Below are 21981 nucleotides of genomic sequence, written 5' to 3'. Positions count from 1 at the left end.
CCTATTCTTGGCTATGATCGAAGAGGCTTTTCCGACCGGTCGTTCGGCGAATGAAACAGTTTAAATAGGGTCTGGACTGCGGCTTGGCTGGCGTGTTTCGTGTGCTGTTCCATGTTCAGCTCAGAAGGCGCAACGCCCGGCTTTTGCTCAGTCTCTGCCCCATTCCCCGTGACCCCTCGTTCAGCAAAAAAGAAGCAACGAATAACTGCCAGCACCAGCAATGCGGTGCAATCGACGACCTGCACGCCGAGCCGGGAACCAGCGCAAGCCTGACTCCGGCATGACGCCACCGCCGATAGAGGCCAACCGCCGGCTATGCTCACGGACATGCGCGCAGCCGGTTTTATACAGGTTAACCATGCTCTATCAATTCCACGAATTTCAGCGGGCCATGTTGAGCCCCCTTACGGCATGGGCGGAAGCGGCATCGAAGTCGTTCACGAATCCTTCCAGCCCGCTCGCGTACGTACCCGGTTCCACGCGGCTCGCAGCCGGCTACGAATTGCTGTACCGCCTGGGCAAGGATTACGAAAAGCCAGAGTTCGAACTGCATCAGATCGAGAAGAACGGCCATGCCATTCCTATCGTCGAGCAGATCGTGATGGAAAAACCCTTCTGCAGGCTGATCCGCTTCAAGCGTTTCTCCGACGACAGCGCCACCGTCACCGAACTTAAGACCGAACCTATTGTGCTGGTCTGCGCCCCGTTGTCGGGTCACCACTCCACGCTGTTGCGCGACACGGTGAAGACGCTGCTGCACGATCACAAGGTCTACCTGACGGACTGGCTCGACGCCCGCATGGTGCCGCTCGAAGACGGGTCGTTCCATCTCGACGACTACGTGGAGTACATCCAGGATTTCATCCGGCAAATTGGCGCGAAAGATCTTCACGTGATCTCGGTATGCCAGCCGACCGTGCCGGTGCTCGCCGCGATCTCGCTGATGGCGAGCCGCGGTGAAGACACTCCGCGCACCATGACCATGATGGGCGGTCCTATTGATGCGCGTCGCAGCCCGACGTCGGTCAACTCGCTCGCGAGCGAACATTCATACGAATGGTTCGAGAACAACGTGATCTACACGGTGCCGGCGAACTATCCAGGTGTAGGCCGCAAGGTGTATCCGGGCTTTCTGCAGCATGCCGGTTTTGTTGCCATGAACCCGGAGCGGCACGTGACGGCTCATTGGGACTTCTATCAGAACCTGATGCGCGGCGACGACGAAGATGCGGAGCAACATCGCCGTTTCTACGACGAATACAACGCCGTGCTCGACATGGACGCCGACTACTACCTCGACACCATTCGCATTGTGTTTCAGGAGTTCCGCCTGGCCGAAGGTACGTGGGACGTCAATGGCGAACTCGTGCGTCCGCAGGACATCAAGAACACGGCACTGCTGACCATCGAAGGCGAACTCGACGACATTTCCGGCAGCGGCCAGACACGCGCGGCACATGACCTGTGCACCGGCATTCCGGCGAAGAACAAACGCCATTACATGGCGGAGAAAGCCGGCCACTACGGCATTTTCTCGGGACGCCGCTGGCGCACAATGGTGTATCCGCAACTGCGCGAATTCATTCTCTCGCACGACAAGGCGCCGAAAAAGGAAGCTGTGCCGGCTTGATCGCGGTCTGACGGAAAAGCAGTTTGAAATTAATTGGCATGACAAAACACGCCGCGTTTTACGCGGCGTGTTTCATTTGCGGCCCCTCTGCGGCGAGGAAGCCAATGCGTCAGCGTCGCAGCAAATACGCCAGCAGCAATTCCGTATTCATCTTGATGATTTCATCGCGTTCGGCGTCGCGGCTGAAGTCGAGTCCGAACGTGGCTTCGAGCGTGAATCGGTTCGATACGATGTAATAGCCAAGACCCGACAAAGTCACGTAAAAGCGCAGCGGGTCGACGTTATTGCGAAATAGTCCGGCATGCTGACCACGTTCGAGAATCTTCGCGAGCGTCGCGACCACCGGCGATATCAACTCTCGAATGCGCGTGGAACCCTTTATATAGCGGGCTTCGTGCAGATTTTCGTTATTGATGAGCCGCAAGAGTTCGGGATGCTCACGATAATAATTCCAGATGAAATGCGCCAGTTGCGTGATGGCTTCAACGGGTGCAACGCCATCGAGATCCAGCGTCTTTTCAGCGTCCGTGAGTGCGGCGAATGCATGTTCGAGCACGGCCGTGAACAACTGCTCTTTGCTGCCGAAATAATAGTAGAGCATTCGCTCGTTGGTTTCGGCACGGCGCGCAATCTGGTCGACACGCGCGCCGAACAAGCCGCCCGCAGCAAATTCCTCTGCGGCGGCCAGCAGGATGCGACGGCGTGTACCCTCGGGATCTCTTTTGATTTTTGGCTGGTTCATGGTGGCTTTGTGATCGACAAACCGCGTTATCGAAATAGCGTCACGCGTTCCCGTGTCCTCAGGAAGCATGCGATGGATCGGTTACGCCAACGTGAGTGGGGAATACCGTCCTGCAGTCAATCGAAAGCGATTTGATTATGTGCACATCGTTGGCGTGTTGGCAATTGGGAATGATTGGGAACAGCTTGAAATTCGGCGATAATGCCGCTTCCCGTGCAACGGCCGGAAACGCTCGAACATGACGTCAAAAATGAGCGCGAACCTGAGCGGTCGACATGTCCTCACGTGCCGTCACTAATGTTGTCGAATGCCCGCGAATGCGGATCGACCAGGTCGCGCCCATGGCCGAACGTCTGTTTTGTATGACCCACCGGCCCGGGCAATGCCAGACGAACGTGCCGTTCGTGTTGCAACGACTTCGCGCCAGGGTCACGAGCCCGTGCGCGCTGCCCTCCCCACGCTGTTAGCAAGCCGTTAATGTGACTGTAGTGACTGCAACCTCCCCCAAGACTCTCGCCGACCAGATCGAAGACCGGCTGCCCCAGACGCAATGCACCAAATGCGGGTATCCCGCTTGCCGGCCATATGCAGAGGCCATTGCAGCAGGCGAGGCTAACTATAACCAGTGCCCGCCGGGGGGCCAGGAAGGCGTGGTCCGCCTGGCCAGCCTACTCGGCAAGCCTGTCATCCCGCTGAATCCGGACAACGGCGTGGAACGGCCACGGCCGCAAGCGATCATCGATGAAAATCTTTGCATCGGCTGCACGCTATGTCTGCAAGCGTGTCCGGTCGATGCAATCGTGGGTGCGGCGAAGCAGATGCACACGATCATCCCTGAACTGTGCACCGGCTGCGACCTGTGCGTGCCGCCCTGCCCGGTCGATTGCATCGCCATGGTTCCGGTCACGGGCGAGAAAACTGGCTGGGACGCATGGAGCCAGCAGGAAGCCGACGCGGCGCGCGAGCGGCACGATTGGCGCCTGGCACGCCTCGCACGTGAACGCGACGCGGCCGAAGCGCGCAAGGCGGCGCGCGTGGTCGCGTCGTTGCGCACTGAGTCGGGCACTGAGCCGCGTACGCAACCGGCTGCTCAGCCAGATGCTGGGCCGGACGGATCGGTTGAATCAAAGGCGGTGCAACCCGCCGCCACGCCCGACGACGACGCGCAAGCGAAAAAGCGCGCCATCATCCAGGCCGCGATGGACCGTGCACGCCAGAAGAAAGAAGAGCTGGCCAGACTCGGCGCGGGGCCGAAAAACATCGATGCGGTCAGCCCGGAGGTTCAGGCGCAGATCGACGCAGCGGAGGCGCGGCGACGCCGGCTTGGCATGATCCGCGCCGATGACGACAAAAGCTCGGCACCTGCCATCGACCCCGATCGTGAACTCGGTGAACCCGGCAACCCTGGTAACGATAACAACACCTGAACACGATGAACCCCACAAAACGCCGCGCGATCTTTGAAACGCTGCAAAGCCTGAATCCGCATCCGACGACCGAACTCGAGCATGAATCGCCGTTCGAGTTGCTGATCTCGGTGCTGCTGTCGGCACAAGCCACCGATGTCTCCGTGAACAAGGCCATGCGGCGCATGTATCCGGTTGCCAATACGCCGGCCAAGGTGCTGGAGCTCGGCGAAGAAGGCGTGACGGAGTACATCAAGACCATCGGGCTGTTTCGGACGAAAGCGAAGAACGTGATCGCCACGTGCAAGATCCTGGTGGAGCAATACGGTGGCGAGGTCCCGGACGATCGCGAGGCGCTCGAAGCGCTGCCAGGCGTAGGACGGAAGACTGCCAACGTAATCCTGAACACGGCGTTTGGCCATCCGACCATCGCAGTGGACACGCATATCTTTCGTGTCTCAAATCGCACCGGCCTCGCGCCGGGGAAAGACGTGCGCACCGTGGAGGCTGCGCTTGAGAAATTCGTCCCCGATGAATTCAAACAGGACGCCCATCACTGGCTGATTCTGCACGGTCGTTATGTATGCCGGGCCCGCGTGCCGGAATGCTGGCATTGCGCGATCGAGCCGCTGTGCGAGTTTCGGCCGAAAACGCCGGCGCCTATCGAATAAGCAGAATAAGCGGCGGGAAATCCGGCACGAGCCGAGCGGGCGAGGGTCGGCCAAGAGACGGGCGAGAGACAGGCGAGAAGCGGCGATGCAGCTTAAAATGAGCCCCTGAAAACGACACCCGCAAGCACCCCCACAACATGTTCAACCCTAGCCGCGACGAAGTTCGCCAATTTTTTACCGATACCTGGCGCAAGCAGCGCGAGGGCGGCGTCCTGACACCGCTTGAGAGCATTGCGGCAGACTGGATCGGCGAGCATCCTGAATACCAGAAAGAACTCGCCGATCCCGACGTAACCCACGCAAACTACTCGCCGGATCAGGGCAAGAGCAATCCCTTCCTGCATTTATCGATGCATCTCGCCATTACCGAGCAACTGTCCATCGATCAACCGCCCGGCATCCGGCGCGCGCATGAGCGGCTGGTCAGCCGGATGGGTTCGACGCACGACGCTCAGCACGCCATCATGGAATGCCTTGGGCAGATCATCTGGGAATCACAGCGCAACAACACGCCACCGGACACCGACGCCTATCTTGCGCTGATCGAACAGCGGGCGTCGCGAGACTGAAGGTTGAATCAAAACGAAAACACCCCGCGGGTAATTCACCGGCGGGGTGTTTGTTTATGCGCGCATCACAATAACAACGACAATCGGGCGATGTTTACTTCTTCACGACCAGATCGCCGTCCAACGATTCGATATACGCCGAAATGTCTTTCAGATCGCTTTGCGACAAGCTTTGCACCTGCGCGGCCATGATCGGGTTGTTACGCCCGAAGTTCGGATTGCCGTTGCCCATCTGGTACTGGCGCAGCGCCCAGTAGAGATAGTCGGCGTGCTGGCCTGCGAGCTTCGGATACTCCGCGCTCACCGGCTTGTTCAGGTTCGGGCCGTGGCAGGCCGCGCAATTGTGGGCCTCGGTGAGCACCTTGCCATTGCTTGCATCGGCTGCGTGCGCCGGCTGCATGGCCAGAACGCCGATCGCGCCGATCAGCGCGGCTGCCGTGCATGCTGTCTTCAACACTGTGTCGAGTGCCTTCATGAATTCTCCTATCCGCGATTAGTGATTACCGGGTGACGGGCGCCCTGGATCTGACAATCAGATGCGGGCGCAACGCGGATCACTTGTCGGGATTGTTCTTCGAAGAGGGGGTTTGCGCGGCGTAATACGCAGCGATGTCGGCGATATCCTGATCGGACAAGTTGGCCGTTATGCCATGCATCGTCTCGAAATGGCGGTCGCCTTTCTTGTACTCATGCAGCGCGTTCTCAATATAACGGGCGCTCTGGCCGCCGAGCATGGGAACCCGGTACACCTCGGGATACGCGGTGCGGTAACCGGGAATGCCGTGGCACCCAATACACATCGCAACTTTGCCCTGGGCTGCTTTCGCGTTGCCCACGACATCGGCGGATGCCTGTGTCGCGAAGCCGGCAAGCCCCGACAGCGCTGCGATCACGGCACATTTGCCGACGAATTTATTCATAGCTTCTAACCTGGCATGAGGGGAAATCCGGCACCTTGGACGCCTGGCGTTCCGGGACTTTCTCGGGACTGGTCAAACGGACGCGCGCTGAAGCCTGTACTAAAGCCCTTGCTAAAGCCCGCGCTGAACAACGGCACTGAATCGTACCTTGCCGCAGATCCGCGCGGATCCGTTCTTTCCAGCCACGCGGGCCAAAAAAATCGCGCTAATTGTACCGCGCGACCTACCCTGCGTCCACCGGCCGCAGTGGGGTCGCCCCCATCGCGCAAGGCCGCAGCGCCTGGGGTTCCGGGGAACTGCGACAATCTGTCCGATGGACATCGGGTTCTCCTTCGGCAACAACGGCGCGATTGAGGCGCGGTTGAGCCCGACCGGGCGCTCCGGGGGGCGGCTCAGCCAAAACCCTTCTGACTTATACTGCAATTTTTCCTTCTCCGAGGGACGCGTCATGCGTTTTGAAGGTTCATCGCAATACGTCGCCACCGACGATCTCAAGCTGGCCGTCAACGCCGCCATCACCCTGCAGCGCCCGCTCCTGATCAAGGGCGAGCCCGGCACCGGCAAGACCATGCTGGCCGAGGAAGTCGCCGCCGCACTCGGCATGCCGCTGCTGCAATGGCACATCAAGTCGACCACCAAGGCCCAGCAGGGCCTCTACGAGTACGACGCGGTGTCGCGCCTGCGCGATTCCCAGCTCGGCGACGAACGCGTGAAGGACATCCGCAATTACATCGTCAAGGGCGTGCTGTGGCAGGCTTTCGACGCCGATGAAACCGGCGTGCTGCTGATCGACGAAATCGATAAAGCGGACATCGAATTCCCAAACGACCTGTTGCGCGAGCTCGACCGGATGGAGTTCTACGTCTACGAAACCCACGAACTGGTGAAAGCAAAACACCGGCCGCTGGTGATCATCACGTCGAACAACGAAAAAGAACTGCCCGACGCGTTCCTGCGCCGCTGCTTTTTCCACTACATCAAATTCCCCGAACCCACGACGATGAAGCAGATCGTCGAGGTGCATTTTCCAGGCATCAAGCAGGATCTGCTCGCCGCCGCGATGCAAAGTTTCTTCGAGCTGCGCAATGTGTCCGGGCTGAAGAAAAAACCGTCGACATCGGAATTGCTCGACTGGCTGAAGCTGCTGCTGGCCGAGGACATTGGCCCGGAAGCGCTGCGTTCCACCGATCAGAAACAAGTCATCCCGCCGCTGCATGGCGCGTTGCTCAAGAACGAACAGGACGTGAGCCTGTTCGAGCGCCTGCTGTTCATGAACCGCAACAACCGTTGAAAGGGCTGCACGTATGAGCCGCTGGATCGATCCGGTTACGCTGGAAGGCAGGTATGTGAAACTCGTGCCGCTCGAGCGCGAGCACCAGGACGCGCTTGCCAACGCCGCCACGGACGGCGAGTTGTGGAAGCTCTGGTACACAAGCGTCCCCTCGCCCGAGACAATCGGCGCATGGATGGACACGGCGCTTGCCCTGCGCGATTCCGGCGGCGCGCAACCGTTCACCATCATCGACGTGCGGACAGGCGACGTGGTCGGCAGCACGCGTTATATGAATGTTGAAGCGGCCCATCGGCGGCTTGAGATCGGCAGCACGTGGTACGCAAAACGCGTGCAGCGCACGGCGATAAACACCGAAGCCAAGCTGCTCCTGCTCTCGTATGCGTTCGATACGCTGAAGGCTATCGCCGTCGAATTCCGGACTCACTTCATGAACCGTCAATCGCGCGCGGCTATTGCGCGGCTGGGGGCGAAGGAAGACGGAATTCTGCGCAATCACCAGATCGGCCGGGACGGCATTTACCGCGATACGGTGGTATTTTCGATTATCGAGTCCGAGTGGCCGGCCGTGCGCGCGAATCTGAGCGCGAAACTCGAAGCGCGGTTCGACTTGCCGCTCGACTCATAGCGCGACTCGTACTGCGACAGATTGGGGCAAGGAGCCCGGCATGCTGATCGACTTTTTCTATTCTCTGCGCGGCGCCAAGCTACCAGTTTCGGTCAAGGAATACCTGACGCTGCTTGAAGCGCTCAAGGCCAAGGTCATCGGGCCGTCTATTGACGAGTTCTATTTTCTCGCGCGCATGACGCTGATCAAGGACGAGAAATACTTCGATAAGTTCGATCAGGCGTTCGGCGCCTATTTCAACGGCATCGCGATGCTCGATGAAGATTCGTTCAATGTGCCGCTCGAATGGCTCAAAAAGCGACTGGAACGGGATTTCACGCCCGAGGAAAAACGCCAGATAGAAGCGCTTGGCGGTATCGACAAGTTGATGGACCGGCTGAAGCAACTTCTCGAAGAGCAGCATGAACGGCACGAAGGCGGCAGCAAGTGGATTGGTTCAGGCGGAACGTCGCCGTTCGGCAACGGCGGGTTTAATCCAGAGGGAATTCGGATTGGCGGCGATTCCGCGGGCAACCGCACGGCGGTCAAGGTCTGGGATGAACGCGCGTACAAGGATTACGACGATCAGGTCGAAATAGGCACGCGCAATATCAAAGTGGCGTTGCGGCGCCTGCGGCGTTTCGCGCGCGAAGGCGCCGCCGATGAACTCGACCTCCCCGACACCATTCGGAGTACCGCCGCCAATGCCGGCTGGCTCGATCTGAAGATGGTGCCGGAGCGCCACAATAATGTGAAGGTTCTGATGCTGCTGGATGTAGGCGGGTCGATGGACGACCATATCAAGCGCGTTGAAGAACTCTTTTCCGCAGCGAAATCAGAGTTCAAGCATCTGGAGTTTTATTACTTCCACAACTGCGTTTATGACTATCTCTGGAAAAATAACCGGAGACGGCATGGAGAGCGCACGGCCACGTTTGATGTGCTGCACAAATTTTCGCCGGATACAAAGCTGATTTTCGTCGGCGATGCAACCATGAGTCCATACGAGGTCGTGCAACCCGGCGGATCGGTTGAATATAACAATGCCGAAGCCGGCGCCGTTTGGCTGAGACGACTTGCCGATCAGTTTCCCCATTTCGCCTGGCTCAATCCTGAACCGGAAAGGCTGTGGGAATATCGGCAATCGGTATCGATTATTCGGCAAATACTTGGCGGTCGAATGTTTGGGTTGACGCTTGGCGGACTTGAAAGTGCAATGCGGGCGCTGTCCAAATAAGCGGTGCTGATCGAGCGGCTCTCTTGCCTCGCGCGCGGTTCAATACACATTCGAGCACTTTTTCCGCCGGCTTTGCGAATTTTATTCACGTCGCTTTGAAGTGGCACGGCAATTTTTTTTCAGACTGTCACTGCCCTTAATTGCATTCGGCCAGTAGGATCTGCGATTGTCCTCCAAGGCTTCGCATGAATCCGCTCGCCACGACCTTCCGCCCCCTCGCCGACTCCTCCCTCTCCGCGCTTGTTGCGGGATTCGTCGCCATGATGACGGGCTATACCAGTTCGCTCGTCCTCATGTTCCAGGCCGGGCGCGCCGCCCATCTCTCGGATGCCCAGATCTCCTCCTGGATCTGGGCCCTCTCCATTGGCATGGCGCTTTGCACGATCGGCCTTTCGCTCAAGTTTCGCGCACCGATAGTTGCCGCCTGGTCGACGCCCGGCGCCGCCCTGCTCGTAACATCGCTCCCGAACGTGGCGTATCCCGACGCAATCGGCGCTTTCGTGGTCTGTGCGGTATTGCTCACCATCGTGGGCCTCACCGGCTGGTTTGATACGCTCATGCGGAAAATCCCCGCCAGCATTGCCGCCGCGTTGCTGGCCGGCATCCTGTTCGAGATCGGCATCGAGATATTCAAGGCCGCACAGTTCCAGACCGCCCTCGTCCTGGCGATGTTCTTCACCTACCTGGTCGTGAAACGCCTCGCGCCCCGCTATGCCATTCTCATGACGCTCGTGGTCGGCATCGTGGCCGCAGGGGCGCTCGGTTTGCTCGACTTCAGCCAATTCCACGTCGCGCTCGCCCACCCCGTTTTCACCATGCCGCACTTCTCGCTCGCGGCGGTCATCAGTATTGGCATACCACTGTTCGTGGTCGCGGTGGCCTCCCAGAACGTTCCGGGCATCGCCGTGCTGCGCGCGGACGGCTATCACACCCCGTCGGCGCCGCTGATTGCGACAACCGGCCTCGCCTCTCTGGTGCTCGCGCCGTTCGGTTCTCACGGCATCAACCTGGCCGCCATCACCGCTGCCATCTGCACCGGCCCCGAAGCCAACGAAGACCCGTCGAAGCGCTATATGGCCGCCGTCTGGTGCGGGATTTTCTATCTCCTGGCCGGTGTGTTCGGTGCAACCATTGCTGCCTTGTTCGCGTCGATGCCGAAAGCATTGGTCGTGTCAGTCGCCGCGCTGGCCTTGTTTGGCTCGATCATGAGCGGCCTGACCAATGCGATGAACGATCCACGGCAACGCGAAGCCGCCCTTGTCACGTTCATGGTCACCGCGTCGGGACTGACGCTGCTGTCGATCGGCTCGGCGTTCTGGGGCCTGGTAGCGGGCGTCGTCACGCAGATTGTGCTCAACGCGCGCCGGGCGTAGATTGATCGTGCCGACGCGAAATGTTCACGCGAACAACGTGTAATAGGACGTGAGCCGATGCTGGCTCTGGCATTGGAATTGCACAGGAGACATGCATATGCCTCTTGCACGACACCCCGCCATCTTGGACTCGAAGGTCAGCAATCGCGGCGACTGGTGCAGCGGGTGAACTCTCGAAGCCACCCGCCGTCGAAGAGAGTTGAGCACCGTATCAGCATGCAATGCGCCGGCAGTTGAACGGCCAACCGCAGGAAGCATGACTGCGATTCGTGGCGTTCTCTGCGTTAAATGGCGCAGCAGGAATAGAATGGCAATTTGGGGCGAGCCGCCCGCCAGCAGGTTTGGCGCAGTACACCAGCACCGGCGGCCTCGCAGAACCCTTTCAACCGCGGGCATTCCGCATCTTTGACAACGGCACAACGCGCCGAAGACCAGATATGACCTCCGCTCTCGACCAGCTCAAGCAATACACCACGGTTGTCGCCGATACCGGCAACTTCCAGCAACTCGGCGAATTCAAGCCGCAAGACGCGACCACGAACCCGTCGTTGATCCTCAAGGCCGTCCAGAACGACGCGTACAAGCCGCTGCTCGAGAAAACCGTCAAGGACCACGCAAGCAAGCCGATGGCCCAGATCATCGACCAGTTGCTGATCGCTTTCGGCAAGGAAATCCTGAAGATCGTTCCGGGTCGTGTCTCAACAGAAGTCGACGCCCGCCTGTCGTTCGACATCAAGGGATCAATCGCGAAGGGCCACGAGCTCATCAAGCTGTACGAAGACTCGGGCATTGACCGCAAGCGCATCCTGATCAAGCTGGCTTCCACATGGGAAGGCATCCGCGCCATGGAAACGCTGCAGAAGGACGGCATCCACTGCAACATGACGCTGCTGTTCTCGACCGCTCAAGCTGCAGCCGCGGCGGACGCCGGTGCGCAACTGATCTCGCCGTTCGTTGGCCGCATCTACGACTGGTACAAGAAGTCGGCAGGCGCGGATTGGGACGAAGTCAAAATGGGCGGCGCGAATGATCCGGGCGTGCAATCGGTGCGCAAGATCTACGCGTACTACAAGAAGTTCGGCTACAAGACCGAAGTGATGGGTGCGAGCTTTCGCACCGTCAACCAGATCACCGAACTGGCCGGCTGCGACCTGCTCACTATCAGCCCGGACCTGCTGAAAAAGCTCGCTGACAGCAACGACAAAGTCGAACGCAAGCTGTCGCCGGAAGCGGTCGCAAACGATCCGGTGAGCAAGATCGCGATCGATGAATCGAGCTTCCGCTTCCTCGTCAACGACGACGCAATGGCAACCGAAAAGCTCGCGGAAGGCATCCGCGCATTCGCCGCTGACGCAGTCAAGCTCGAAAAACTGATCGAAGCGCTGAAATAATTTCGCGATTACAACACCTGTATTTCGCGTCTGAAAACGGGCGTCGGCGCTATTGCGCCGGCGCCTTTTTTTATGCGGATCGAGGCTGCGCGGTGCGTTTTTAGCCCTCCGGCGTGGGCTAGACTTTTGGCACGGGCGGCGAAGCTGCCCGACTCACCAGGAGTTGCCAATGCGTCTCGAACCCTATTTGTTCTTCAACGGCCGCACAGAAGAAGCGCTCGCGTTCTACCAGAAAGCGCTCGGCGCGGAAACATTGTCCGTCCTGCACTTCAAGGATTCTCCCGATGGCGTAAATGCCACGCCGGAATGGCTGGACAAGGTCATGCATGCGACGTTCAGGATAGGGTCAAGCCTGATCATGGCGTCCGATGGCGTGAACGCCGCGCCACAGGTTTTCTCGGGTTTCAGTATTTCGATAGCCGCCGACGACGTCGAATCCGGCCAGAAAATGTTCGCGGCACTCAGCGACGGCGGCGACGTTCGCATGGCGTGGCAACGGACGTTCTGGACAAGCGGGTTCGGCATGGTTTCCGATCGATTCGGCATCCCGTGGATGGTGACCGTGATGGACGACCTCGAAGAATAGCGAACCCTCGGAGCGGAACGGACCGGCGTAGTCACCCGTCACCCCCCACCCGCTCATCGATGAAACGGCTGCGCACCCTCGATATTCCATTGCCGCTCGATCTCGATCAGCCGCAAACGCAATCTGTCGACCTGTTCCGCCAGCCGTTGCGCGAGCCAATACGGTCCCTGCAGTTCGGGCGCGAGGCCTGCGGCGACATTCGCCGTCTGTTCCAGACGCGCCGCCGCTGCAGCGGACCCAGTCGCGGCGTGCAGCAAACCCACGCGCCCAAAACGCAATGCGCGTGCAATCAGCAGCAACGTGTGCCGCACCGCGCGCTCATCCGGGTGAGCGCTCCCGGTGAATCCGGGCGCGCCGGCCGGCATGGCCGCCGCCATCATTTCGAGCGCGGTGAGGAGTGAGCGGTGCTGGCGCTGGATGTCGTCGAGTACGGCAGCCGGCACATTGATTTCCTTTGCCACCGACGCCAGCAAGGAGCGTGAACTCACCAGCCGCGAGTTCATCGTGAGGAAGTGCTTGGTCAGGGTGTCGGCGGGAATTGGCCGCCCTTCCATGATCGCGCTGTAGATCTGCGCGCTTTCACGCATGTTGTCGGCGAGCCGGTAGCGCCATGAGTAGGTGGCGTATTGGGGCAGTACGAACGAAAACCCAAGCGCGATCACAATCCCGATCAGCACCGTCAAGGTGCGCCACAGCCCAACTTCAATAGACAGGTCGCCATGCCCTGCGACGATGATCGTGGTAATGGCCGTCAGCAACGCGATATATCCCGGCTTGCCGATGGCGTGATACGCGCACACGCCGGCAATCCCCGCCAGCAGCACGTACGTGATCATGGTCGAATGGGTGGCCGACTGCACCAGGATCAGCCCGAGCCCGAGCGACGCACCAAGTAGCGTGCCCAACGCGCGCTCCGCGGCTTTCTTGCGGATATTGCCGTGATGTTGCAACCCGCCGATCACCACCAGCAAGGTCACCGAAGACCATTCGCCGTGCGGAATATCGATACCCGAGGTCAGCGCAATCGAGGTAAGCATGGCCAGCGCCACGCGCGCCCCGTGCAGGTATTTGGCGTAACGATATCGAAAATACGGCGAGGCCAGCACATGCATTAAGCGCCGTGCGTGGCTGCGATGGGGCTTGGTCGTATCGGTCGAAGACATACGGTTCCGATGAGTTGACGAGCAAAATCCGTGCAAAATGCTGATGAAAATCGGGCGCAGAAATACAAAACGCCCGCAACATCCGTTACGGGCGTTTTACCAGCTTTCGGGACAGAACGGGTTGGATCCCCGCCTTTTCCCCTTTGGATCAGGTTTCCGCGACGTCCAGGTAATCCTCGGGACTCGTATGGTCATGCGAACGCTTCAGACCGATCACGCGCACCAGGATACTCACCACGATCGATACCACCAGATTCACGACCAGCGCCCAGACTGCGGCGTAACCGGGGATCGCATAGCCAAACAGGTGGATCGTGAAAATGGAGCCAGCCAGTTTCAGCGACACCGCCATCCACGTCCCCGTCACAATGCCGGCAGCCCAGCCGAGCAGCAGGCCACGGTGATCCAGGACCCGCGTATAAAGCCCAAGCACCAGCGCCGGCAGCGTCTGGATGATCCAGATCCCGCCGAGCAGTTGCAACTGGATGGCGTAGGTCAGCGGCAGCGCAAGAATGAACACAACTGCGCCCACCTTCACCAGCAGCGACACCAGCTTGGCGACATTGGTTTCCTGCTCCGGCGTCATGTTCGTGTTCACGAACTCTTTGTGCACGTTGCGCGTGTACAGGTTGGCGGCTGCGATCGACATGATTGCCGCCGGAACCAGCGCGCCAATACCGATTGCTGCAAACGCCACGCCCACGAACCACGACGGGAAGAAGTGCAGGAACAGTGCCGGGACAGCGAAGTTCGAACCGTACGCCTTGAAGTACGGAGCGAATTCCGGCATGTCCTTCACACCCGATGCCAGCGCCATGTAACCCAGCAACGCAAGCAAACCGAGCACCAGCGAATACGCCGGCAGGAGCGCCATATTGCGGCGGATCGTGTTACCCGACTTCGACGAGAGCACCGCCGTCACCGAGTGCGGATACAGGAACAGCGCAAGCGCTGATCCGACCGCCAACGTGGCATATGCGCTGTAGCCATTCAGGCTCGACGCATCCGGTGCCTTCAGCAGGATCTTCGCAGGATCGACATGGGCGAAGATCGCGCCGAACCCGCCGAGCTGCGCCGGGATGATGATCATGGCAGCGATGATCGTGATGTAGATCAGCACGTCCTTCACCACCGCGATCATGGCCGGCGCGCGCAGGCCTGACGTGTACGTGTAGGCCGCGAGAATCGCGAACGCGATGATCAGCGGCAGATCGCCAACGAAGCCGGTTGTATCGAAACCGAGCGCGCCGATGACCACTTCAATACCGACAAGCTGCAACGCGATGTACGGCATGGTCGCGACAATCCCCGTCACGGCAATGGCCAACGCCAGCATGCGGCTGTTGTAGCGAGCGTGCACGAAGTCGGCAGCGGTTACATAGCCAAACTTCTTCGAGATCGCCCAGAGCTTCGGGAACACCACGAAAGCGAACGGATAGATCAGGATGGTGTACGGCAACGCGAAGAAGCCGGTAGCTCCAGCACCGAACACGAGCGCGGGAACCGCGACAAACGTATACGCCGTATAAAGGTCGCCGCCGAGCAGGAACCATGTGACGATCGTGCCGAAACGACGGCCGCCCAGGCCCCATTCATCGAGTTGTCCGAGATCGGCCTTGCGCCAGTGAGCAGCGACAAAACCCAGGATCGTCACGCCGATAAAAAACAGGACGAAGACGAAGGTTGCTGTGGAGTTCATCATCGCGGGCTCCCGGGTGTGAGCTTGGGAACATCGTGGATGGGTTTGGTCTTCACATAGACCACGGCCGTAATCACCGCGCTGATCAGCACCCAGAGCAACTGATACCAATAGAAAAACGGAAAGCCCATGAGCACAGGCTCGATCTTGTTGTAGAACGGCACCCAGACCACGCCGATCCACGGAAGAACCAGCAGCCAGAGCCACCGTTTGTTGCGAACTTGACCACTGGCGGTCACCGCCTCTTGAGCCATGACGCTCTCCTCTTTTCTTTTGAAATGTGCTGCTCAACCAAGGCTCTGAGCGGGTCTCGCAGCAAAGCTCAGTCTCAGTCTAATAGCGCCCCGAAATAACACGTGGAGTATATGGACGCATAAAAGTGGGTCAAGCAGGGCGAACCCGAACCGTAATGAGCACGGAAAGTACTATGTAATGTTTACTTGTGCTTTCGTGGTCCGGCCCGCGGCTTCGTCGGGGCTTCGTCGGGGCTTCGTCTTGGCTTTCTCGTGGCTTTCTCGTGGCTTTACTAGACGTTAGATGGAGAAGCTTGTTGCGTCGTCCGCGCTGGCGCTGATTGCCAGCCCCTTCACCCATTGACGGGCCGGCAGCTTCAATTCCTTCTCGATCAGCTTCGCGCGCTGTTCAAGCTGCGCGTACGGTACGTCGAGTTGCGGACCGGCGAACGCGATGGCAATGCGATTGCCGTCGTGGACTTCGGGCAGCGCGATCACGCGGCCATCGAACGCTTCGTTCAGGCGCTTCATGTTGCGCACGAAACTCGGATGATCGCCAAACAGGTTGACCGTCACCACGCCCGCCGGTGCCGTCAGGCAAGCCCGGCACGCACGATAGAACGCCACGCTGTCCAGCACGGGACCGCGCGCGGTGGCGTCGTAGACATCGATCTGCAATGCGCCGACGGTGCCGTGATTCGACCGGTCGTTGACGAAGTCCCACGCGTCCTGCTCGTGGACGGTGAGGCGGGCGTCGTCGTTCGGCAGTTCGAACATCGTGCGCGCTGCTATCACGACGGATGGGTTCAGCTCGACCGCTTCCACCTTCGCGCGCTTGAGGAACGCATGGGCGAACTTGGTCAGCGCGGCAGAGCCCAGTCCGAGTTGCACGATGCGCTTCGGCGTTTCGATGAACAACAGCCACGCCATCATCTGCTGAGCGTATTCAAGCTCGATGTGGTTCGGCTTTTTCAGGCGCATCGCGCCCTGCACCCATTCGGTGCCGAAATGCAGGAAACGCACACCGCCCTCTTCCGAGAACGTCACTGGCGCGAAACGCGGTTTGCGCGGGACATCGATGCGCGGCGCGTCGTCAAGATCGTCGTCGCGCTCGCGCTTCGAGCGCTTGCCGTGCTTGCCGTTGGTCTTGTCTTGCTTGTCGAGCTTGTCTTGGCGCTTGCTGCCGAACGCGCGAGCTTCCGCCGACGCGCGTTTGATTAATTGGGTCATTTAAGGATGTCGCGCCAGATGCGCAATTTTTGATCGAACGAGAGGATAGCATTCGCCGGACTCGACGACGGCAGGACCAGGGTTTCATAGCCTGCCGCGCGGATCACGGGCTCGAAACGGCCTGACGTCTTGCCGTTGAAGCAGAGCTTTTTCAGTCGCGGTGCATGAAGGCGGAATGATGCGAAATCGTTAGGATTGGCATGGCGGATCGCGGTGTCGAGACTGCCCTCGCGCTCGCAGGCCGCGAGCACGTCCCATAGTCCGATGCCATGTTCAAGAAGCTTAAGGACACGCTGATCGTAGGGGAGTTCGTTCAAAGGCTCGCCAATCACCGTTCCCACCAGGCGCCAAAATTGATTGCGCGGATGGGCGTAATACTGCGCGGCATCGAGCGATGCCACGCCGGGAAAGCTGCCGAGAATCAGCGTATGCGTGTTGACATCGGCGACGGGTGGGAAGCCTTTCAACATTTTTCGCGGCGCTCGAGGAACGCCCAGAGCGCAGGCAGGAAGCATTCGGTCACCATCAACGGCGCGTCTTGTCGCAAGAACACCGAACGGCGGGCAACGAACGTATGTGGTTTTTCATGCGGCAGTTGTCTGGCGGCAAGTCTATAAAGCGGATCGCGCGCGTCGATCCTTCGGCTTGTCAGCGGCGAGCGCCACACGCTGCTATCGCTATATAACAACTCGGCGAGCGGCCGCGTGCGCAATCGACGCATAGCCTGCCACACGCCCGAACTGGCATAGAGCGGCACCACGCTGTGCGCTGCGACGAACGGCACACGGTTCACATTGAGCACGACTTCGCGAATCCACACCGGGGTGCGCGGCGTGATATCCAGCGCTGCGGCTTCGTCCCGCCACGGCTGGCCGACGACCTCACGAGTGACAACAACCGTGACATCGCCTAGTTCACGCAAATGTGCGGTCAAGGAGCCTCCGCGCGTGAGCCAGTCCTTCTGATCGGCGGTGAAAGTGGGAAGCGGACGGTCACGCCAGGCATGCGTACCGGCAAGAGGAACTTTTGGCATGCGCGAGATTATAAAACCAGACGCGTATATAGGAGGATTCGTATAGATGTCGGCGGGCGCTCACGTGAGACTGATGAACCGGTCGGGATATGACCGGCACTCGCGGCAATCTTGTTGCGTGTCATCTATAAAGCATGAGAGGAAAGACATGTCGGTCAATACCAAACAGACGTCGAAGGTCGTTGCCACGCTCGCATCGCATACGCTGCACGATCCGAAGGCGTCGGTGATTGCCAAGAGCCTCGCTGCGTCGGCGTTATCGCAGACGCATACGAAAAATCAAACAGGCGCCGAGATGGAACATAAGGCCGGGCAGGTTCTTCACAGCGACAAATATTCAAAGGACACCAAGACGCTGGCGGCGTCGGTCGTCGCGCAAGCCAACAAGGAACGCAAGGCCAAATAAGAAAAGCCGCTCCGGAATCACTCCCGGAACGACTTGTCGATCTTCGATGATCCGCGTGCACCTAACCTCAGACGCGGATCATTGAACTATCAATGAACAACGACGTGCACGCCTTGCTGGATCAGCAATTCGGTCTGCGCGCCTTCATGCTGATAGACGTTGTATTCCACACCACCTACGTTAGCCGTGCCGTGGTTTTCCCAGTCGGTGTCTTGCACGCGCGCGACCTTGGCGTGCAGCAGGTCGACGGTATCGGCGGCCGAGCCGTTCACGATCATTTGCTTGTTGCCGTCGTACTGGAACAGATCGGTCTGGCCGAGGTTCAGCACGTCGACAATAGAGAGGCTAACTGAATTTGCGTGGCCGCCCAGATCGATGACTTCGATACCCGAAATTTTGGCGGCAGCGGTTTTGCCGGTCAACGAAGTCAGGTCCAGAACTTCGTGGCTGCCGGTCAGATGCAGCGTATGAACGCCCGCTTCGCCGCCTGCAATGTGCGCGGTCGATTGCTTGAAATAAGCAGCCGGATCCACGTTCAGGTCGACGGTCTGATGATCGCCCGTTGCGACAAACGCGTCGTGCAGGCCAACGGCCGTATGAACGCTGGTATCAGCAGCCGGCTGCGGAGTGTCCGGCGTGGTATCGGCCGGAACCAGAGCGCCGTCGGCGTAGACTGTAAGCTTCAGGGTCAACGGGTCGCTCGTGCCTACGCTGTTCGACTCGGTAATCTTCAGGGTATGCACGCCGTTGGACAACGTCGGCAAGGTCCACGACATTTGCTCAGCGGTCGCGACGATCGAGCCGATAACCACGTTGTTGTCGGTCACGGTCAGCACATCGCCGACCTTGGCCGTCAGGACGACGGTCGGGTTCGGATCGTTCGAAAGCTCACCCGGGTTGAAATTGAAGTTGTTGTCGACCGTGTGATCGATCATGCCAAGCAGCGAAGGCGACGTCGGGGCAACAGGCGCCTGAACTGTCAGGGTCAGATGCGTCGGGACGCTCGTGCCTGATGCGTTCGACTCAGTGATGCTCAGGTTATGAACACCGGTGGACATGGTCGGCAACGTGAACAGCGCCACACCCTCGGTCATCACCACCGTTCCAAGCAGGTGGCCGCCTTCGAACACGTTGAGCGTATCGCCGGCCGTACCTCGGAGCACAATGGACGGGTTCACGTCGTGCGTTACCTTCGTGATGTCGGCTTCCGCGTAATTGCTGATCGTGTGATCGACCATGCCCGTAAAGCGCGGAGCAACCGGGCCGGCGTCGACGGTAAAGCTGATGTGGACCTGAGGGCTGTTCTGGCCCGCCGCGTTTGTCCCCATGATGGCGAGGTCATGCACGCCGTTGAACAGTTGCGTGGGAACGGTCCAGTTGGTGATGGTCCCCGTCGCAACCATCGTACCGATCAACGCGCCATTGTCGTAAAGGCTGTAGATAATGCCCACTTCCGTAGGGAAGACGAGGCCGGGAGTCGCGTCGTGCAAAGTTGAGCCATTGCCGTAGTCGGCATAGTTGCTCATCGAATGGTCGATCAGATCGAGATGCCAGGGCGCTGCCGGAGCGGTTGAAGCGGAAAGAACGGTAGACATATTTGAGACCTTCTAAGATGAATGACCAACGCAGCAGAATTTAATTGCCATGAACAATCGAAAAGCGGCGGCGTTCCGCCGTTTATGCGATCGCCATTGCAGAGCGCATTGTCTTTAGTTAGTCAACTTATATACACCAGAGGATTCCTATTCTGTTCGTTAGAAGCGCCCTATCTCCGCTTTGACAGTGTTTGAACCTCCGATCCACGCTTTCAACGTAAAAAAATGCGCCCCGAAGGGCGCATGCGCAACGTGAACTTCTTTAACTCAACGCGCCAGCAACAACGCGTTCGTGCGCTTCACAAAACTCGCCGGATCTTCCAGCGATCCACCTTCCGCCAGCATTGCCTGATCGAACAGCAGATGGCACCAGTCACTGAAGTTGGCGTCATCGGCGTGAAGCTTCTTGACCAGCGGATGCTCCGGATTCACTTCCAGGATCGGCTGCATCTGCGGCGCGGCCTGACCCGCTTGCTTCAACATGCGCTGCAGGTAACCGCTCATGTCGCCGTCATCGGCAACGAGGCACGTTGGTGAATCGGTCAGGCGGAACGTGAGCCGCACATCCTTGGCCTTGCCTTCCAGCGCAACTTTCATGCTTTCCACCAGCGGCTTCAGTTCTTCGCCGACCTTCTCCTGAGCCTGCTTTTCTTCGTCGTTCAGCGCGCCCAGATCCAGGTCGCCGCGCGCGACGCTTTGCAGTGGCTTGCCATCGAATTCGTTCAGGAACGAGAGCATCCATTCATCGACACGGTCCGTCAGCAGCAGCACTTCCACGCCCTTCTTGCGGAACACTTCGAGATGCGGGCTGTTCTTCGCCGCTTGCCACGTGTCAGCCGTGACGTAATAGATCTTCGTTTGCTCCGGCTTCATGCGCGACACGTAGTCGGCGAGCGCCACGGTCTGCTCCGAGGAATCGGTATGCGTCGATGCAAAACGCACCAGCTTCGCAATCCGTTCGCGATTGCCGTAGTCCTCGCCAATACCTTCCTTGAACACCTGGCCGAACTCTTTCCAGAAGGTGTCGTATTTGGCTTTCTCGGCGTCATCCGTGGCTTCTGCCGACGACGACGCCACTTCTTCCAGCATCGACAAAACGCGCTTGGTCACCCCTTCGCGAATGGCCTTCACATCGCGGCTTTCCTGCAGGATTTCACGCGATACATTCAGCGGCAGATCAGCGGAATCAACCACGCCCTTCACGAACCGCAGGTACACCGGCACGAGTTGTTCAGCGTCGTCCATGATGAACACGCGCTTCACGTACAGCTTCAACCCGCCTTTATGGTCGCGGTTCCACATATCGAACGGCGCGTGCTTCGGCACGTACAGCAACTGCGTGTATTCGCTACGTCCTTCAACGCGGTTGTGCGTCCACGTGAGCGGATCGTCGTGATCGTGGGAAAGGTGCTGATAGAACTGCTTGTATTGCTCGTCTGTGATATCGCTTTTCGGACGCGTCCAGAGCGCACTCGCCTGATTTACCGTCTCGTCTTCGTCCTTCGTGACCATCTCGGACTTCTCTGCATCCCACTCTTCCTTCTTCATCAGGATGGGCAGCGCGACATGGTCCGAATACTTCTGGATGATCGACTTCAGCTTGTGCGTGGAGAGGAATTCGTCTTCTTCCGGACGCAGATGCAACGTGATGCTCGAACCGCGTTGCGCGCGCTCGATCTGTTCAACCACGAAATCGCCTTCGCCCGCGCTTTCCCAGCGCACGCCTTCGCTTGCCGGCAAACCGGCGCGACGCGTTTCGACCGTGATCTTGTCGGCGACAATAAAACCCGAGTAAAAGCCCACGCCAAACTGGCCGATGAGCGCAGCGTCTTTCTGCTGATCGCCGGAGAGTTTCGAGAAGAATTCCTTCGTCCCCGAGCGCGCGATCGTGCCGAGATGCGAGATCGCTTCGTCGCGGCTCATGCCAATGCCGTTGTCGTCGATAGTCACGGTGCGAGCGGCTTTATCGTACGAGATGCGGATGCGCAGATCCGCATCGTTCTCGTACAGCCCGCTATTTTCGATACCTTCAAAACGCAGCTTGTCCGCCGCGTCCGATGCGTTCGAAATCAGCTCGCGAAGGAAAATTTCCTTGTTGCTGTAGAGCGAATGGATCATCAGATGCAGAAGTTGTTTTACTTCTGCCTGAAAGCTCATGGTTTCTTGTGCCATGGTCGGTTCCTCTGGTTGTGTCTGGTG

General features: G+C 59.1%; 22 protein-coding genes. 11 read left to right on the top strand and 11 right to left on the bottom strand.

Translation table 11 applies throughout. The features are described from left to right. The first annotated feature begins 358 nt into the window (after positions 1-358). On the top strand, positions 359-1630 hold the full coding sequence (locus SBC1_RS05245; protein WP_165088087.1) for a polyhydroxyalkanoate depolymerase: 1272 nt from the start codon (positions 359-361) through the stop codon (positions 1628-1630). A 109-nt stretch (positions 1631-1739) separates the two neighbouring features. Here the strand turns inward: SBC1_RS05245 and SBC1_RS05240 are convergent, their stop codons facing one another. Then, positions 1740-2372, bottom strand: a complete 633-nt coding sequence (locus SBC1_RS05240) for a TetR/AcrR family transcriptional regulator (protein WP_165088084.1) — start codon at positions 2370-2372, stop codon at positions 1740-1742. Positions 2373-2851: 479 nt separating this feature from the next. On the opposite strand from SBC1_RS05240, the gene rsxB reads away from it, so the two are divergent. The 3 genes from rsxB to SBC1_RS05225 all read left to right on the top strand — a co-directional run bounded on the left by rsxB (position 2852) and on the right by SBC1_RS05225 (position 5018). After that, positions 2852-3799 (top strand): electron transport complex subunit RsxB, encoded by a 948-nt coding sequence (gene rsxB, locus SBC1_RS05235; protein WP_241202026.1) that lies wholly within the window; start codon positions 2852-2854, stop codon positions 3797-3799. Positions 3800-3804: 5 nt separating this feature from the next. Further along, positions 3805-4449, top strand: coding sequence for an endonuclease III (nth, locus tag SBC1_RS05230; RefSeq protein WP_165088076.1), 645 nt, complete (start codon positions 3805-3807; stop codon positions 4447-4449). 137 nt (positions 4450-4586) lie between these two features. Next, positions 4587-5018, top strand: a complete 432-nt coding sequence (locus tag SBC1_RS05225) for a DUF1841 family protein (protein ID WP_165088072.1) — start codon at positions 4587-4589, stop codon at positions 5016-5018. A 94-nt stretch (positions 5019-5112) separates the two neighbouring features. On the opposite strand, the gene SBC1_RS05220 is transcribed toward SBC1_RS05225, so the two are convergent. Both SBC1_RS05220 and SBC1_RS05215 read right to left on the bottom strand, forming a co-directional pair. After that, the gene (locus SBC1_RS05220; protein ID WP_165088068.1) at positions 5113-5493 is read right to left on the bottom strand and encodes a c-type cytochrome; all 381 of its coding nucleotides are present in this window, start codon (positions 5491-5493) and stop codon (positions 5113-5115) included. Between the two features lie 79 nt (positions 5494-5572). After that, positions 5573-5938, bottom strand: coding sequence for a c-type cytochrome (locus tag SBC1_RS05215; RefSeq protein ID WP_165088065.1), 366 nt, complete (start codon positions 5936-5938; stop codon positions 5573-5575). Between the two features lie 448 nt (positions 5939-6386). On the opposite strand from SBC1_RS05215, the gene SBC1_RS05210 reads away from it, so the two are divergent. The 6 genes from SBC1_RS05210 to SBC1_RS05185 all read left to right on the top strand — a co-directional run bounded on the left by SBC1_RS05210 (position 6387) and on the right by SBC1_RS05185 (position 12423). Next, the gene (locus SBC1_RS05210) at positions 6387-7229 is read left to right on the top strand and encodes a MoxR family ATPase (RefSeq protein ID WP_165093072.1); all 843 of its coding nucleotides are present in this window, start codon (positions 6387-6389) and stop codon (positions 7227-7229) included. Between the two features lie 13 nt (positions 7230-7242). Continuing rightward, on the top strand, positions 7243-7857 hold the full coding sequence (locus SBC1_RS05205) for a GNAT family N-acetyltransferase (protein WP_165088061.1): 615 nt from the start codon (positions 7243-7245) through the stop codon (positions 7855-7857). 40 nt (positions 7858-7897) lie between these two features. Continuing rightward, positions 7898-9073 carry a VWA domain-containing protein gene (locus SBC1_RS05200; protein WP_165088057.1) on the top strand — a complete coding sequence of 392 codons (1176 nt, stop codon included), beginning with the start codon at positions 7898-7900 and terminating at the stop codon, positions 9071-9073. A 185-nt stretch (positions 9074-9258) separates the two neighbouring features. Beyond that, complete coding sequence (locus tag SBC1_RS05195) at positions 9259-10446, top strand: benzoate/H(+) symporter BenE family transporter (RefSeq protein WP_165088053.1); 1188 nt, start codon at positions 9259-9261, stop codon at positions 10444-10446. A gap of 437 nt (positions 10447-10883) precedes the next feature. Further along, positions 10884-11837: a transaldolase gene (tal, locus tag SBC1_RS05190; RefSeq protein ID WP_165088049.1), complete on the top strand. Its 954-nt coding sequence runs from the start codon at positions 10884-10886 to the stop codon at positions 11835-11837. Positions 11838-12006: 169 nt separating this feature from the next. Further along, a complete protein-coding gene (locus tag SBC1_RS05185; protein ID WP_165088045.1) occupies positions 12007-12423 on the top strand; it encodes a VOC family protein in 417 nt (138 codons plus the stop codon). 53 nt (positions 12424-12476) lie between these two features. Here SBC1_RS05185 and SBC1_RS05180 read toward each other — a convergent pair whose 3' ends face one another. From SBC1_RS05180 to SBC1_RS05155, 6 genes are all read right to left on the bottom strand, one after another. Further along, positions 12477-13586: an FUSC family protein gene (locus tag SBC1_RS05180; protein ID WP_165088041.1), complete on the bottom strand. Its 1110-nt coding sequence runs from the start codon at positions 13584-13586 to the stop codon at positions 12477-12479. Positions 13587-13734: 148 nt separating this feature from the next. Then, entirely contained in the window at positions 13735-15285 is a 1551-nt protein-coding gene (gene mctP / locus SBC1_RS05175) for a monocarboxylate uptake permease MctP (protein ID WP_165093071.1), read from the bottom strand. Then, entirely contained in the window at positions 15285-15539 is a 255-nt protein-coding gene (locus SBC1_RS05170; protein ID WP_051888568.1) for a DUF3311 domain-containing protein, read from the bottom strand. The genes mctP and SBC1_RS05170 overlap by 1 nt, the downstream gene beginning before the upstream one ends. 279 nt (positions 15540-15818) lie before the next feature. Then, entirely contained in the window at positions 15819-16748 is a 930-nt protein-coding gene (locus tag SBC1_RS05165; protein ID WP_165088037.1) for a spermidine synthase, read from the bottom strand. Next, complete coding sequence (locus tag SBC1_RS05160) at positions 16745-17218, bottom strand: DNA-deoxyinosine glycosylase (RefSeq protein WP_165088033.1); 474 nt, start codon at positions 17216-17218, stop codon at positions 16745-16747. The genes SBC1_RS05165 and SBC1_RS05160 overlap by 4 nt, the downstream gene beginning before the upstream one ends. Continuing rightward, entirely contained in the window at positions 17212-17781 is a 570-nt protein-coding gene (locus SBC1_RS05155) for a chorismate lyase (RefSeq protein ID WP_165088030.1), read from the bottom strand. The genes SBC1_RS05160 and SBC1_RS05155 overlap by 7 nt, the downstream gene beginning before the upstream one ends. Before the next feature lie 148 nt (positions 17782-17929). Here SBC1_RS05155 and SBC1_RS05150 point away from each other — a divergent pair, with 148 nt between their 5' ends. Continuing rightward, positions 17930-18187 (top strand): hypothetical protein, encoded by a 258-nt coding sequence (locus SBC1_RS05150; RefSeq protein ID WP_158936556.1) that lies wholly within the window; start codon positions 17930-17932, stop codon positions 18185-18187. Between the two features lie 89 nt (positions 18188-18276). On the opposite strand, the gene SBC1_RS05145 is transcribed toward SBC1_RS05150, so the two are convergent. Both SBC1_RS05145 and htpG read right to left on the bottom strand, forming a co-directional pair. Next, positions 18277-19782 (bottom strand): hypothetical protein, encoded by a 1506-nt coding sequence (locus SBC1_RS05145; protein ID WP_165088027.1) that lies wholly within the window; start codon positions 19780-19782, stop codon positions 18277-18279. 267 nt (positions 19783-20049) lie between these two features. Further along, a complete protein-coding gene (htpG, locus tag SBC1_RS05140) occupies positions 20050-21954 on the bottom strand; it encodes a molecular chaperone HtpG (protein WP_165088023.1) in 1905 nt (634 codons plus the stop codon). Between the last annotated feature and the right edge of the window lie 27 nt (positions 21955-21981).

It is taken from the genome of Caballeronia sp. SBC1 (assembly GCF_011493005.1).
Taxonomy (GTDB): Bacteria; Pseudomonadota; Gammaproteobacteria; order Burkholderiales; family Burkholderiaceae; genus Caballeronia.
This window is presented reverse-complemented; position numbering and strand designations above follow the sequence as displayed.

Excerpts from the sequence above, each read along its gene's own strand:
- SBC1_RS05245 (WP_165088087.1), top strand. The coding sequence starts at position 359 with ATGCTCTATCAATTCCACGAATTTCAGCGGGCCATGTTGAGCCCCCTT.
- SBC1_RS05240 (WP_165088084.1), bottom strand. The coding sequence starts at position 2,372 with ATGAACCAGCCAAAAATCAAAAGAGATCCCGAGGGTACACGCCGTCGC.
- nth (WP_165088076.1), top strand. The coding sequence starts at position 3,805 with ATGAACCCCACAAAACGCCGCGCGATCTTTGAAACGCTGCAAAGCCTG.
- SBC1_RS05225 (WP_165088072.1), top strand. The coding sequence starts at position 4,587 with ATGTTCAACCCTAGCCGCGACGAAGTTCGCCAATTTTTTACCGATACC.
- SBC1_RS05220 (WP_165088068.1), bottom strand. The coding sequence starts at position 5,493 with ATGAAGGCACTCGACACAGTGTTGAAGACAGCATGCACGGCAGCCGCG.
- SBC1_RS05215 (WP_165088065.1), bottom strand. The coding sequence starts at position 5,938 with ATGAATAAATTCGTCGGCAAATGTGCCGTGATCGCAGCGCTGTCGGGG.
- SBC1_RS05210 (WP_165093072.1), top strand. The coding sequence starts at position 6,387 with ATGCGTTTTGAAGGTTCATCGCAATACGTCGCCACCGACGATCTCAAG.
- SBC1_RS05205 (WP_165088061.1), top strand. The coding sequence starts at position 7,243 with ATGAGCCGCTGGATCGATCCGGTTACGCTGGAAGGCAGGTATGTGAAA.
- SBC1_RS05200 (WP_165088057.1), top strand. The coding sequence starts at position 7,898 with ATGCTGATCGACTTTTTCTATTCTCTGCGCGGCGCCAAGCTACCAGTT.
- SBC1_RS05195 (WP_165088053.1), top strand. The coding sequence starts at position 9,259 with ATGAATCCGCTCGCCACGACCTTCCGCCCCCTCGCCGACTCCTCCCTC.
- tal (WP_165088049.1), top strand. The coding sequence starts at position 10,884 with ATGACCTCCGCTCTCGACCAGCTCAAGCAATACACCACGGTTGTCGCC.
- SBC1_RS05185 (WP_165088045.1), top strand. The coding sequence starts at position 12,007 with ATGCGTCTCGAACCCTATTTGTTCTTCAACGGCCGCACAGAAGAAGCG.
- SBC1_RS05180 (WP_165088041.1), bottom strand. The coding sequence starts at position 13,586 with ATGTCTTCGACCGATACGACCAAGCCCCATCGCAGCCACGCACGGCGC.
- mctP (WP_165093071.1), bottom strand. The coding sequence starts at position 15,285 with ATGAACTCCACAGCAACCTTCGTCTTCGTCCTGTTTTTTATCGGCGTG.
- SBC1_RS05170 (WP_051888568.1), bottom strand. The coding sequence starts at position 15,539 with ATGGCTCAAGAGGCGGTGACCGCCAGTGGTCAAGTTCGCAACAAACGG.
- SBC1_RS05165 (WP_165088037.1), bottom strand. The coding sequence starts at position 16,748 with ATGACCCAATTAATCAAACGCGCGTCGGCGGAAGCTCGCGCGTTCGGC.
- SBC1_RS05160 (WP_165088033.1), bottom strand. The coding sequence starts at position 17,218 with ATGTTGAAAGGCTTCCCACCCGTCGCCGATGTCAACACGCATACGCTG.
- SBC1_RS05155 (WP_165088030.1), bottom strand. The coding sequence starts at position 17,781 with ATGCCAAAAGTTCCTCTTGCCGGTACGCATGCCTGGCGTGACCGTCCG.
- SBC1_RS05150 (WP_158936556.1), top strand. The coding sequence starts at position 17,930 with ATGTCGGTCAATACCAAACAGACGTCGAAGGTCGTTGCCACGCTCGCA.
- SBC1_RS05145 (WP_165088027.1), bottom strand. The coding sequence starts at position 19,782 with ATGTCTACCGTTCTTTCCGCTTCAACCGCTCCGGCAGCGCCCTGGCAT.
- htpG (WP_165088023.1), bottom strand. The coding sequence starts at position 21,954 with ATGGCACAAGAAACCATGAGCTTTCAGGCAGAAGTAAAACAACTTCTG.